Source organism: Klebsiella sp. GG_Kp173 (assembly GCF_040062415.1).
Taxonomy (GTDB): domain Bacteria; phylum Pseudomonadota; class Gammaproteobacteria; order Enterobacterales; family Enterobacteriaceae; genus Klebsiella; species Klebsiella quasipneumoniae.
Map to the genome: position 1 here is coordinate 1 of NZ_JBEAFZ010000027.1, position 12,851 is coordinate 12,851.

Sequence of the window (12,851 nt, forward strand, 5' to 3'; positions counted from 1 at the left end):
GATGCGTGATCTGATCCTTCAACTCAGCAAAAGTTCGATTTATTCAACAAAGCCACAGATCGACTTTAATCGGCCTCGACTCCACCGCTTCATCCGCGCGCAGACAGTCGTTGATCTCCGTCGGGGGGACCCCTGGCGGAGGATCTTTTTCCTGCCATAAATTAATGGTGAACAGAACTGTGCCAATCCATGCCAGGGTTTCCGCCAGCACCAGAGGGATCGCATACCACAGTGCGTCCGTGTTTAAGGAGGCGGTCCAGCGCCAGTAAATATAATTAGCGCCAAGAACCAGGGCGGCCACAGCTAATACCTGCCAAATCATTCTCACCCAGCGCGGGGTGCTGAGCGGTTCAGGCGGTCGGCGATGTTCAAAACGGGAAAAATAAAAATCCATAGCAAGGATATCCTGATTCCGCGCTGAGTTTGAATGACAGGTCTGTTATCGATTGGGGGCGTTCTGCAAAACGCACAGGGGCTTATAAATAACAGTAAAGTGAGTGTAGATGGTGGCGCAAAAATTTCAACAGCGCGAACTGATAGTCACCGGGATGACTTAACATAGTGTGATGCACGCCGGCGGAATTTATAAAACGAACATTGCAAGATAGCCCATTCTACACTATCTAAATAATTTGTAATAAATGTTGCAGGGTAGACGGCAGGATCCCTAATGAGCCAGGTTGCTTCAGCGATTTCGCAAAAAGAAACTTATAAATCAATGTCCTGGCGTTACTCTCTGACCGGGAATCGCGACCTGCGTATCGACTTTATGCGCGGTATTGCTCTTGTGATGATGGTGGTGGCGCATACCGAAGTGATGTCGATATTTAATATTTTCAGCTGGGAACGATTTGGTTTGACCACCGGTGCCGAGGGCTTTGTGATCCTGTCCGGCTTCATGTTAGGGATGCTAAATCGTGTCAGATTACAAAAGGCAGTATTACTGACGGTGAGCTGGGGGCTTTATCTTCGCGCATGGAAAATATATCAGGTTAATATTATTATTATTGTCTCTTTTCTTTTGCTGAGATATTTGCCTTATATTAATGTCTATGAAGTCACTCATTTTACCGACCGCTTTTCCGGGACCAGTTGGTCGCTCTATCCGCTCACCCCGCAAATAAAAGAGACGTGGTTTAACATTATCCTCTATCTGCAGATTGGCCCGCATCAGACGCAGATCCTCGGACTCTATATTTTTTTGTTATTGCTCAGCCCGCTGTTTCTGGGAATGCTGCAAAAGGGTCACGTCTACCCATTACTGGGCGCCTCGCTGCTGATATACGGCTGCTGGCAACACTGGCCGATATGGGTCACGCCCTGCGAATTTGAATTCGCCTTTCCCCTGCTGGCCTGGCAATTTATCTTTGTGCTGGGCATGTGCTGCGGCTGGTACAAAGCGGAACTGATCTCTTTCGCCCGCACGCCGCCCGGCAAAGTCGCCGTGGCGGCGCTGGTGTTCATCGCGCTTATCCTTGCGTTTGTCGCCCAGAACCATACCAATCCTTTTATGCCGCCCGCGCTGCTGATGCACGTAATCCCGCCGGCGGATTTTAACGCCTTTTACCATACCTGGGCGGCGAAAAACGGCCTCGGTCCGGTACGGATCCTCAATGATATCAGTCTGATGGTCACCATTTATCTGCTATTGACCTGGTGCTGGCGCCCCCTTAACCGGCTGGCAGGCTGGTTCCTGATCCCGCTCGGGCAGCGTTCGCTCTACACCTTTATTTTGCATGTTTACATCGTGCTCGCCGTAAGCCAGCTGGTCACCTTCGATCTGTGGCGCCAGGCGTGGATAGAGAACACCTTGATCCATGCCGCCGCGCTGGGCGTTCTGTGGCTGATGGCCAAATACCGCGTCGCCGCACGCTGGATACCTAACTAAGGAAGGGCAAATGCGGGAGAAATATATGCTGGCCTGCGCGCTATGGTGCGCCATCGCAGGTGCGGAAGGCGCAGAGAAGAACGACGCACAACCGCTGCGTGATAAAAATGGTGAACCGGTGCAGGCCGGCGTGTTTACCAGCCGCTGGGGACGGCTTTTTTCCGGGAATGACAAGGTATTCTCGGGAGCGCTGAGCTTTAGTTCGGGTTTAAAAGAGCAGTGGATGACCGTCCCCAACAGCTCAGACAGCGCAGAACAGAAGAAAAAATATAATCAGACGCTGAACCTCAGCCTGCAATACTCGCCCTACAGCTTCTGGTTCGCCAACGTGACATCCCGTTTACCGGTGACTGATACCAGCCGCTATACCGCCGATTTTCGCTATAGTTTTGGTTACGACGACTGGCATGCCAACACCTTCAGCCTGGTTTACAGTAACTATGGCGATAACCACTTCTGGACCTCGGGCAGCAAGCGTCACACCTATTTTGAGCAGGGGGCATTTACCCTGGCGTATAAATTTTCGCTGCCGAAGCCGATGGAAAATGCACTATTGATTAACAAAGGCGACGCCATTATCTGCCAGGCAGGCTACAGCTGGGTGCCGCGTTATTACGATCTGGAGAGTAACGATATCCGCAAAAACAAAAATGTGCTGCTTGGGGGGTGTGGATATACCTTTAAGCAGCATTTTTTTGTGCGCGCCACTGCCTTCTGGTATCCGGACAGCAGCCAGCAGCAGCCGTGGAATGGCGATTATAGTTACAGCTTTGGCTACGCGGGCTATACGCCGGGATCGTTCTCTGTGCAGTATGCCAACTATGCCGGTACCCGCTACCCGGGGCATGACAGCGGCAGCGGCAAGTTTCGTGAAGGCACGATCAGCCTTATCTGGTTCTTGCCGATTTAGGAGGCGCGATGTCGGCACAGCACGTCCTGATTGTTGAAGATTCGCTGGTTTATCGTCGGCTGCTAAGCCGAATGTTGACGCAGTGGGGTTATATCGTTAGTGAGGCGGAAAACGGCGTCGACGCGCTGGCGATCCTCGAAAACCAGCCTGTCAGCCTGGTGATAAGCGACTGGGAGATGCCGGAGATGAATGGCCTGACGCTATGCCGGGAAATTCGCCGTCGCCAGTTTGGTCATTATGTTTATCTGATATTGCTCACCGCCCGCGAAGACCCTGGCGATTTAACGCAGGGGTTTGAGGCCGGGGCCGATGATTTTCTCAGCAAACCGGTAGAGCAGAGCGAGCTGCGGGCGCGGCTGCACGCCGGGGCGCGGATCCTCTCTCTCGAGGCCGACCTCGCCGCGCGCAATGCGCGGCTGAGCGAAGCGCTGCGACAGATTGAACAGGATCTGGAGCTGGCGGCGCGCATTCAACAGTCGGTTCTCCCGGCTCATCAGCTGCGCCATCAGGGATTTTTCTCCGACTGGATTTTCCTGCCCTCGGCTTGGGTGTCGGGGGATATTTTTAACGTCTTCCCGCTGGGCGATCGTCTCGGATTTTACTGCGTGGATGTCTCCGGACACGGCGTGGGGGCGGCGATGATGTCGCTCGCCGTCGCCCGCCAGTTTTTGCATGGCAGGGCCGTTGAGCGCTTTCTTTTTACGGCAGACAACCAGCCGGCGTCGCCTGCCGAGGTGGTGACGATCCTCAATGGTCGTTTTTGCAGTGACGAAACAGAGATCGTCAGCTATTTCACGTTGATCTATGGCGTCATCGACCTGAAGACCGGCGCGGGCAAACTCTGTCAGGCCGGGCATCCCACGCCTTTTATCGTTAGCCCGGACGCTACCGTCCGCCCGGTCGGCAGCGGCGGGGCGCCGGTGGGGTTGATAGACCATCTCTCGTGGGCAGATGTCAGTTTTTCGCTGGCGCCGGGAGAGCGGCTGTGCCTGTTCAGCGACGGTATCACCGAATGTGAAAACCGGAGCGGTGAACAGTTTGGCGAGGCGCGCTTGCAAGCGTGGCTGCAGGACAGCGTGACGCAGCCGCTGCCCGCGCTGCTGCCGCGGTTTGCCCGGCACCTGATCCGCTGGCGCAGTGGCGACGCGCAGGAGACCCAGGCGATGGCCGATGATGTTTCACTCTTGATTATTGAACGTACAGGGGACAGTGATGAAAATTGAAACCGAACGGCAGGCCTCGGTGACGATCCTGACGCCGGCGGTGCGTCGGCTGGATGCTTCCGTCGCGGTAGCCTTTAAAGCGGCAATCGCCCAGGAGATAGGCGAAGATCGCACCGATCTGATTGTTGATTTCAGTAAAATCGATTTTATCGACAGCAGCGGTTTGGGAACGCTGGTTTCCCTGATGAAAATGATGAACGGTAAAGGAGAAATGACACTGTGCGCGCTGAACCCCGGCATTCGCAATATGTTTACCCTGACCAGGATGGATCGTATTTTTCGTATTTGCGAGGATCGCACTTCAGCCCTTGCGCAGTTCAATCCGTGACGCGCCCGTGAATAACGTCTTGAATTTTCCTGCCCAACTCAGCTCGCTATCACCGCTGGCGGCGTGGCTGGCTCAACAAATGGCGCCGCTGCCCGTCGGGGAGGAGTGGCGCTTCGCGCTCGATCTTGCCGTCTGTGAGACGGCCACCAATATCATTCGCTATGCGTTACATGAGGATCGGCAACGTGTTTTTCGTGTCGAATTTATCGCAACGGAAGAGCGGGTGACGCTGCGCTTTATTGATGCGGGAGAGGTCTTTCCGGCCGAGCGCCTGGCGCTGGCGCGTGGCGATGAGCGCTTCGATGTCGATCCGTTAGCGGAAAGCGGCAGAGGTTTGCGGCTTATTCTGCGCGCGGTGGACTATTTTAATGTGGAAACCCGCGCCGGGGAGAATGTGACGACCCTGATAAAAGCGTTGCCGGATGCCGTTCTTCGCCATTCCACCGACGATCGCGTCAGGTGAAGGAACAGAGCTTGCCCCCAGGTGAATCCCCGGGGGAATTTTCCCGCCCGCGTTCACCCTCTTCATCCGTCTTATGGCTGGGCCTGAGCGGTGGACAGCGCGCCCAGGTGATAAGGGCGAAGAGTATCTAACGTCATCATGGCCGATTTGCAGAAAATGCATTTTGCACCAAAGGGATTTTTTTCCGTCACGTCAAACTGGGACGTTCTGTACTGGGAGCCATGGCAGCATGGGCATCTAAAATGGATATGTTCAATCATAATGTAAACCTTGTATGGGTAATGTTCTGTTGAAAAGACAATGGTCGTTTTCAGGGAAATTAACGCGGCTGATTTTTGTTAGGAGTAAGCCGGGTATGGGGTCAGTCGGAGGGCTTGTTTAACGAGCCAACAGGGGGCTGACAGGGCCTGTTTACAGAAAAAGCAAAATACTAACGGGACTGCTCAAAGGAAGGTGGTATCAGGGATAACGCCTGGAGATGAGAACACGTACTTAGATAATAACTTTTCGTCTGGTAAATCGACTTAACGATTAACGCACGAGCCGCAAATAATAGCAAACATTATTTTAGCCTTCCGGATGCCTGCTGCGCCAGGGGTCCTTCATCAGCGCCGTCACCCAGTCGATAAATACCTGTACCCGGGCAGAGAGCTGCCGGCTGCTGGGGTAGAGCAGGGAGAGCGGCAGCGGCGCAGGGCGAAAATCAGCCAGCACCTCCGTTAACACACCGGATGCCAGATCGGCCTCAAGGCGGGACAAGGGTGCCTGATACAGGCCAAAGCCAAGCCTTGCCGCTTCGGCGCCGACGTCGGCGTCGGAGGTCAGCAGCCGACAGGGCAAACTGACCTTGGTCTGGCTGCCACCCAGGGTAAAGCTGAGCGGCAAGGTACGCTGCGTGCGCGCTGAAACAAAACCGATCGCCACGTGTCCCGCCAGCCCGTCAATCGTATGCGGGGTGCCGTACCGGGCGAGGTAGGCTGGGCTGGCGCAGGTGATCTCCTGTAGCCTGGCGAGCGGCCGGCAAATCATCTCGCTATCGGGAAGATGGCCGCCGCGAATGACGCAATCCACCCCTTCGCGGACCAGATCGACGTCGCGCTCGCTTTCGCCTATCTGTAACGTAATGGCCGGATAGCGGGCGAGAAACTGCGGCAGCGCGGGCAGCAGGAGGGTTCGCGCCAGATTGCCCGCCACGTCCACCCGGATGGTGCCGGAGATGCTCCCCCCGGCGCTGCGGTTGGCCTCCTCCAGGGCCGCCAGGATGGACACGCAGCGCTGATAATACAGCGAGCCCTCCGCCGTCGGCTGCACGTGCCGGGTGGTGCGCTGCAGCAGGCGCGCCCCAAGGCTGGCCTCCAGCGCCTTAATGGCCGCAGTCGCCACCGGCCGGGAAAAACCCAGATCCGCGGCGGCGGCGCTGAACGAACCCCGTTCGACGATGCGCACGAACAGGGTCAGGGTATCCAGTTTATCCATGGCATTGTTCCAGCTGGCAAAACAATCCTGTCGCGCCATGCGGTCTTATCGTCGGCATTCAGAGGCCTATAATCGCTCATGTTTTCAGCAGAGATAAAAGGGGGAAACATGAACAATAGCGCAAAAATCGCCCTGGTGACAGGCGGCAGCCGCGGCCTGGGGCGCGCAACCGTTGAAGCGCTGGCTCAGCGCGGCGTGAACGTGGTATTGACCTACAACGCGCATTTTGCCGAGGCGAACGATGTGGTCGCGCGGGTTGAAGCTCAGGGCTCGCGGGCGATCGCGCTGCCCTTCAGCGCCGGCGAAACCGACACCTTTGACGGGTTTGTCAGCGCCTTTCAGGAGGCGCTGACGGAGCTGGGGACCGATCGGTTTCATTACCTGGTTAATAATGCCGGCAATGCCAGCGGCATGGGGTTTCTGAACGCTACCGAAGCGGAGTTCGATGCGCTTTATCGCATCCATGTGAAGGGGGTTTTTTTCCTCAGCCAAAAATTATTGCCGCTGCTGGCGGATGGCGGGCGAATTGTGAATATCTCGTCCGGACTGACCCGTATCGTGATGGCGAACCGGGCGCCCTATGCGATCATGAAATCTGCGGTGGAAACCCTGACCCGTTATATGGCGTTTGAGCTGGGCGGCCGCGGGATCACGGTAAACTGCGTAGCGCCGGGCGCCATCGCCACGGATTTCAGCGGCGGGGTGGTGCGGGATAACCCGCAGGTCGCTCAGGCGGTGGCGAACATGACGGCGCTTGGCCGACCGGGGGTGCCAGAAGATATCGGGCCGATGATCGCCTCGCTGTTATCCGATGATCATCGCTGGGTTAATGCTCAGCGCATTGAAGTTTCCGGGGGAATGCGCATCTGAGTCGAGGAGATAACCCGGCCAGCGTATCGCTGAGCTGGTCAGGTTTGACTGTAGCGGAAACGGCCGCTCGAAAACCGCCGGCCGGTAAGCAAGAGAGCACCAGCGCGGCGATAGTCCATTTGTCTGGTCAGAGAAAATGCGTTACTCCGCCAGCAGGGCGGCGAATTTCGCCAGCCACTGCGGGTGGGCCGGCCAGGCGGGAGCAGTGACCAGATTGCCGTCAACATGCGCCTGATCGATACCGATATCGGCATAATGCCCGCCGCTCAGACGCACCTCCGGGGCGCAGGCCGGAAAGGCGCTGCAGGTCCGCCCCTGCAGAATACCGGCGGCGGCCAGCAGCTGTGGCCCGTGGCAGACGGCGGCGATAGGTTTACGCGCGGCGTCGAACGCCTGTACCAGTTTAATCACCTGCTCGTTCAGACGCAGATACTCCGGCGCCCGGCCGCCGGGGATCACTAGCGCGTCGTAATCCTCGGCCTTCACCGCGGCAAAATCGGCGTTCAGGGTGAAGCGGTGCCCCGGCTTTTCGCTGTAGGTTTGGGCTCCGTCAAAATCATGGATCGCCGTCATCACATAGTCGCCGGTGGCTTTATCCGGGCAGACCGCATCGACCTGGTGGCCAATCATCTGCAGAGCCTGAAAAGGGACCATCGTTTCGTAATCTTCGGCGTAATCGCCGACCAGCATCAGGATCTTCTTGCTCATTATTTTTACTCGTTGTGGGAGAAAGGTGTCATAGATATAGCCTGGCGATCCGCAGAATGCGACCTCCTCAGGATGCTGAAGACGGTGGCATGCGCATCTTGTAACCGGGTTCATGTTTTTTTGGTAACGGCAACTTTTTCGCCAATGCTAATGTCTGTTACCACAGAAAAGCGTCCTGTTCAGGGGCACACCACGCTGCAGTAAAAACGGCGAGCGCCGCGGCAATATCGTGCAGCAGCAGCTGTGGGATGGCATGGAAAAGGGGTTTTAATTCTGAGCCTTGAGGCACCCGGCGGCGCGGTGGCGCGAGAGGTTTGTTATCTAAGTCTGGCGCCGGGGACGGATCCGCAAAGCGCACCAGTCCCCCGGAGGCGAGACTGATCCTCACCGAAGATCGTATTTTATGGCGATCGACAGCCTGGCCTGATGAATCCAGTGGACCATGACGTCAGGACAGCGGCGTGGCAAAGCGCGCGCCGCCGCCGTGGGTCATCAGGCGCCAAACGCTCCGTCGATGGTGTGCATGGCGCCTGTGACAAACGACGCCTCCGGACCGGCCAGCCAGGCTACCATGCCCGCTACCTCTTCCGGTCGGCCATGACGCTTAATGGCCATAAAGCTGTGCATCAGCTCTTTCATTGGGCCGTTCTCCGGGTTGGCGTCGGTATCAATTGGGCCGGGCTGGACGACGTTGACCGTGATGCCGCGCGGGCCAAAATCCCGTGCCAGACCGCGCGCCAGCCCCTGCAGGGCTGACTTGCTGAGCGCATAGGCCGCCATTCCCGGCACCGGCATGCGATCGCCATTGACCGAACCGATGACAATAATGCGCCCGCCTTCCGGCATCCGGCGCGCTGCTTCCACGGAGGCATGGTAGGGGGCATGAATATTGATGCGGAACAGGCGATCGATGGCATCGCTGTCCTGCTCCAGGGCATCGCCAAAAATGGCGATCCCGGCATTGACCACTAACACGTCCAGCGGGCCGCTGTCTCGGACCAGGCTTATCACCGCATCGCGATCGGCGCTGTCCGCCTGCACCGCCGTGCTGCCGGTCTCCGCCGCCAGCCGCTCGGCCGCCTCCGGCGAACCGGAATAGCTGAACCTGACCGACGCGCCGTCGGCGACAAAGCGCCTGACGATCGCCGCGCCAATTCCCCGACTTCCACCTAAAACCAGCACTGATTTGTTGTGAAACGCTGTCATATCCCGCACCTCATGATATTGTAGTGATGATTACAATATGCTGCGGCAAAACAGGCTGTCAAGGATTAATATAGTGACCACTACAAAACAAGGGCGTACCCCGGGGCGCCCCCGTCAGTTCAATGCGGAACAGGCTATTGAAACGGCTCAGCGCCTCTTTCACGCGCGAGGCTACGACGCGGTGAGCGTGGCCGATCTGACCCAGGCTTTCGGCATCAACCCCCCAAGCTTTTATGCCGCTTTCGGCAGCAAGCTTGGCCTGTATACCCGCGTCCTGCAGCGCTACAGCCAGACCGGGGCCATCCCCATAGAGACGCTGTTGCAGGACGACCAGCCGGTGGCGGCGTCGCTCATCGCCGTGCTGCAGGAGGCGGCTCGCCGCTATGTAGCCGATCCGGCCGCCGCCGGCTGCCTGGTGCTGGAGGGGGGACATTGTCAGGATGCCGACGCTCGGGTGGCGGCAGGCGAATGGCATGCTGCGGCGAGGGCCAAAATCCAGCAGTATATCGCCCGCCATCACCCGCAGGATGCGCTGCGGGTGACTGACTATATGGATACGCTGATGCTTGGTCTGTCGGCGAAAGCGCGGGAGGGGGATAGCCTCCCGCGTCTTCTGGAGACCGTGCGGCTGGCAGGCGTGGCGCTGGCGCACATCCTGCCGGCCTGAGTGGTCAGATGGTCTGTCCGCCCGAGACTTCGATCCGCTGGGCGGTTACCCAGCGGTTATCGTCACGCAGCAGGCTGGCGATCATCGGCCCAATATCCTCGGGAACGCCCACCCGTCCCAGCGCCGTCATCGCGGCAAACTGCGCGTTAACCCCCGCGTCGTCCCGCACCAGCCCGCCGCCAAAATCGGTGGCGATAGCCCCGGGGGCGATGGTATTGACGGTGATGCCGCGCCCGCCCAGCTCGCGGGCCATGTACACGCTCAGCATCTCCACGGCCGCTTTGGCCGCAGCGTAGGCGGAGAAGCCAGGATATGAGACGCGAGTCAGTCCGGAAGAGAAGTTAACGATCCGTCCACCGTCAGCCAGCAGCGGTAGCAGGGTTTGAACGAGGAAAAACACCCCCTTGACGTGGACGTTAAACAGCCCGTCGAACTGGGCCTCGCGCGTTTCGGCCAGCGGGGCAAATTCGCCGTGTCCCGCGTTATTGATCAGATGATCGAAGGTGTTCCGTCCCCAGATGCTGGCCAGCGCAGCGCTCAGGCTGTCGGCGAAGGCCGGAAAGCGGGTGGTCTGCGCCATATCCAGCGGCAGGGCGATGGCCTTGCGGCCGAGAGCGTGAATGTCGGCCACCACCGCTTCCGCCTGTTCAATATTGCCGCGGTAAGTGACGATAACGTCCCCACCCTGGCGGGCGATATCCAGTGCGGTCTGACGGCCAAGGCCGCGGTTGGCGCCGGTGATAAGTGCAATCTTAGTCATGTTCGATCCTCTCTGGTGTGTGGAGTCCTTACAATAGGGGGTGCCTACCAGACCGGGTTGCCCAATCCTTGTTATTTTTTGCCCATTCCTCTCCATACACACCCCTCTGGCGGGAAATAGCGCATACTCAGGCTTTAAAACTTGCCTGAAAGGATCTTATGCGCGACGAACTCTTCGCTCTCTGCCGCCGGTATGCCGATGCTCATGTCGATAGCAGCGGGGTGGCGGTTACCCCGGTTCCCGGCATCACCCTGGTGCGGGCCCTGCACCCCGGCGATCTGCAGGCGGCCATCGCCAGGCCGTTGGTGGCCATGCTGCTGCAGGGGCGCAAAAGCGTGACCACCGGCCTGGCAAGCTTTGACTACGGTCCGGGGGAGGCGATGGTGATAGCCGCCGATGTTCCCACCACCAGCCAGATCACCGAGGCCAGTCAGCGCTTTCCCTATTACGCGCTGGTGCTGGAGCTGGACCTGGCTATCCTGCGCGAGCTGCAGGAGGCCGGGCCATCTGGTCCGGATGAGGCGCCCCGCGTCGGTATCGAACCGATGAATGCTGACGTGACGGACGCCGCTTATCGGCTGGCAAGGCTGTTTGATCAACCGGGGGCGCTGGCGGTGTTAGGCGAAGGGCTGCGGCGGGAGCTGCATTACTGGCTGTTGCAGAGCGTTCACGGGCCAGCCATCCGGGCGCTGGGCGCTGTAGACAGCCATTCGGCGCGGATCCGCCGGGCGGTGGCGATGCTGCGCCGGGATTTTATGCAGCCAGTCAGCGTCGACGCGCCGGCCGACGCCGCCGGCATGAGCGTCTCTGTCTTTCACCGTCATTTCCGCGCCATGACCACCTTGTCGCCCCTGCAGTTTCAGAAGCAGTTGCGCCTGATCCACGCCCGCCGCCTGATGCTGGCGGAAGGCATGAGCATTGCGCAGGCGGCCGGGGAGGTGGGCTATATCAGCGTGTCGCAGTTCACCCGGGAATACGCTCGCCTGTACGGTGCGCCGCCGGGCCGCGATCGCCGACGGGAAAAAATAAGCGCCTGACCTGGCGCGCGGGATGGCGGCGGCTCCTCCCTGAGCCGGGTAGCGGTGGTTCAATTGTCGAGTATCGCCGTAATATGCACTTTGTTGCCCATTCGCGCCTCAATGATCCGATAGGCGGTTGCGCCCTCGCGGGCGGCCTGCTGGCGAATTTTGCTCTCCGCGTTGTCCAGGGTATCGCCGGTGGCAGTGATGGTCCTGGCGTTGACCGCCAGCGGCAGCAGGCAACTCAATACGATCAGTGGAATTAACTTTTTCATCTTCATTTTCATTCTGTCCTGTGAGAGAAATTCAGCGCGCGGCCTGCAGCCAGCCGGCAATGTCCTGGGTCGGCAGATGGTGGCGGGCATTCCAGGTGTCGCCCATCGGCCACCACACGCCATCCCCCCGGGCGAAGGCAGCGCGATAGCGCAGCATGGCGTTATCCGGGTCCGTCCGCAGCTGGTCCAGCAGGGCGGGCAGGGTGTGAACGGCTTTGCTGAACGTCTGCTGCGTCACGCGTTCCACAGTTTCCGCCAGCTGGCGGTAAGAGGTCGTTTCGCCGGCAACAAACACCACCTCGTTGACGATCCGCGGCTGATGCAGATAAATCGCGGTGGTCAGGCGGCCGATATCCGCCGGCGAGGTGACGGTCACCTGGGTGTCCCAGCCGCCAAGGGCGTGAACGGTTCGGGTGGATAAATTCACCACATCGAAGTCTGGCTCGAAGAGAAAGCTGGTAAACATGCCGGTGGAGACAATGACCCACTCCGTGGCCTGCTGCGCGCGCAGCAGGGTCCGGACATCATACTGCTCGTCCCACACCGGCTGGCCGCTGCCTTTGCCGACCACATCGTAATTGACGCCAAACTGCCAGGGAAAATAGCGGGGCACTCCGGCGGCCAGCACCGCGCGGGTAATTTTTAGCTGTGTCCCCGGACCGGCGACAAAGCCCATGCAGTTAATCACGGTGGTGAATCCGCTAAACTGACCAGCCAGCGTCTCCATGCCGCTACCGGCAATGTCGACGGCGAGAAAGGTGGCCCCGGCGTCGGCCAGCGCCCGGTGGTTTGCCGACCGCAGCTGGCCGGCTTCATCCCAGGCCGCCGGCGAGACGATAACCGAGACCGCGCCCTTGCGCTGGATCACCGCAGGTACCAGCGCATCCAGTACGGCGGCGCCCAGTTGTCCCGCTCCCAGCACCAATACTTTTTCCTCGTGGTTAAGATTATCAGATTTCATTTTAACTCCTTACTCAGTTAAGCCTTGTATTGACTGGCTACAGGCTCAGTGTAGAGGGGAGGGCATCATTCGATAAGAACAGGATTTCGGGTTAGAC

The 12,851-nt window shown here is 58.8% G+C and carries 14 protein-coding genes and 2 pseudogenes; 8 read left to right on the forward strand and 8 right to left on the reverse strand.

From position 1 onward, the window contains the following. Window positions 1–49: 49 nt before the first annotated feature. Window positions 50–394, reverse strand: a pseudogene (locus ABLU50_RS14090) (cellulose synthase); the annotation flags it as partial. 276 nt (window positions 395–670) lie between these two features. On the opposite strand from ABLU50_RS14090, the gene opgC reads away from it, so the two are divergent. From opgC to ABLU50_RS14115, 5 genes are read left to right on the forward strand one after another with little or no spacing between them, the layout of a single operon-like run. Next, entirely contained in the window at window positions 671–1,888 is a 1,218-nt protein-coding gene (opgC, locus tag ABLU50_RS14095) for an OpgC domain-containing protein (protein WP_087832820.1), read from the forward strand. A gap of 10 nt (window positions 1,889–1,898) precedes the next feature. Further along, on the forward strand, window positions 1,899–2,798 hold the full coding sequence (locus ABLU50_RS14100) for a hypothetical protein (protein ID WP_048294582.1): 900 nt from the start codon (window positions 1,899–1,901) through the stop codon (window positions 2,796–2,798). Between the two features lie 8 nt (window positions 2,799–2,806). After that, complete coding sequence (locus ABLU50_RS14105) at window positions 2,807–4,021, forward strand: SpoIIE family protein phosphatase (protein ID WP_069135675.1); 1,215 nt, start codon at window positions 2,807–2,809, stop codon at window positions 4,019–4,021. After that, the gene (locus ABLU50_RS14110) at window positions 4,011–4,349 is read left to right on the forward strand and encodes an STAS domain-containing protein (protein WP_023289382.1); all 339 of its coding nucleotides are present in this window, start codon (window positions 4,011–4,013) and stop codon (window positions 4,347–4,349) included. The genes ABLU50_RS14105 and ABLU50_RS14110 overlap by 11 nt, the downstream gene beginning before the upstream one ends. A 19-nt stretch (window positions 4,350–4,368) precedes the next feature. Further along, window positions 4,369–4,812, forward strand: a complete 444-nt coding sequence (locus ABLU50_RS14115) for an ATP-binding protein (protein WP_087832885.1) — start codon at window positions 4,369–4,371, stop codon at window positions 4,810–4,812. A 71-nt stretch (window positions 4,813–4,883) separates the two neighbouring features. On the opposite strand, the gene ABLU50_RS14120 is transcribed toward ABLU50_RS14115, so the two are convergent. Both ABLU50_RS14120 and ABLU50_RS14125 read right to left on the reverse strand, forming a co-directional pair. Further along, the gene (locus ABLU50_RS14120; RefSeq protein ID WP_004183775.1) at window positions 4,884–5,072 is read right to left on the reverse strand and encodes a hypothetical protein; all 189 of its coding nucleotides are present in this window, start codon (window positions 5,070–5,072) and stop codon (window positions 4,884–4,886) included. Between the two features lie 302 nt (window positions 5,073–5,374). After that, window positions 5,375–6,288 (reverse strand): annotated as a pseudogene (locus tag ABLU50_RS14125) (LysR family transcriptional regulator). A gap of 108 nt (window positions 6,289–6,396) precedes the next feature. Between ABLU50_RS14125 and ABLU50_RS14130 the strand changes: the two are divergent. Beyond that, a complete protein-coding gene (locus ABLU50_RS14130) occupies window positions 6,397–7,158 on the forward strand; it encodes an SDR family oxidoreductase (RefSeq protein ID WP_087832821.1) in 762 nt (253 codons plus the stop codon). Between the two features lie 141 nt (window positions 7,159–7,299). On the opposite strand, the gene ABLU50_RS14135 is transcribed toward ABLU50_RS14130, so the two are convergent. Beyond that, the gene (locus ABLU50_RS14135) at window positions 7,300–7,866 is read right to left on the reverse strand and encodes a DJ-1/PfpI family protein (protein WP_087832822.1); all 567 of its coding nucleotides are present in this window, start codon (window positions 7,864–7,866) and stop codon (window positions 7,300–7,302) included. A 492-nt stretch (window positions 7,867–8,358) separates the two neighbouring features. Continuing rightward, window positions 8,359–9,072 carry an SDR family oxidoreductase gene (gene bdcA, locus ABLU50_RS14140; RefSeq protein WP_004203956.1) on the reverse strand — a complete coding sequence of 238 codons (714 nt, stop codon included), beginning with the start codon at window positions 9,070–9,072 and terminating at the stop codon, window positions 8,359–8,361. A 73-nt stretch (window positions 9,073–9,145) separates the two neighbouring features. Between bdcA and ABLU50_RS14145 the strand changes: the two genes are divergently transcribed. Then, a complete protein-coding gene (locus ABLU50_RS14145) occupies window positions 9,146–9,739 on the forward strand; it encodes a TetR/AcrR family transcriptional regulator (protein WP_087832823.1) in 594 nt (197 codons plus the stop codon). 4 nt (window positions 9,740–9,743) lie between these two features. Here the strand turns inward: ABLU50_RS14145 and ABLU50_RS14150 are convergent, their stop codons facing one another. Further along, complete coding sequence (locus ABLU50_RS14150) at window positions 9,744–10,499, reverse strand: SDR family oxidoreductase (protein WP_087832824.1); 756 nt, start codon at window positions 10,497–10,499, stop codon at window positions 9,744–9,746. 158 nt (window positions 10,500–10,657) lie between these two features. On the opposite strand from ABLU50_RS14150, the gene ABLU50_RS14155 reads away from it, so the two are divergent. After that, a complete protein-coding gene (locus ABLU50_RS14155; protein ID WP_323084165.1) occupies window positions 10,658–11,536 on the forward strand; it encodes an AraC family transcriptional regulator in 879 nt (292 codons plus the stop codon). A 50-nt stretch (window positions 11,537–11,586) separates the two neighbouring features. On the opposite strand, the gene ABLU50_RS14160 is transcribed toward ABLU50_RS14155, so the two are convergent. Beyond that, window positions 11,587–11,793, reverse strand: coding sequence for a DUF1471 domain-containing protein (locus tag ABLU50_RS14160; protein ID WP_060655790.1), 207 nt, complete (start codon window positions 11,791–11,793; stop codon window positions 11,587–11,589). Window positions 11,794–11,824: 31 nt separating this feature from the next. After that, the gene (locus tag ABLU50_RS14165) at window positions 11,825–12,754 is read right to left on the reverse strand and encodes an aromatic alcohol reductase (protein WP_087832825.1); all 930 of its coding nucleotides are present in this window, start codon (window positions 12,752–12,754) and stop codon (window positions 11,825–11,827) included. Window positions 12,755–12,851 lie beyond the last annotated feature (97 nt).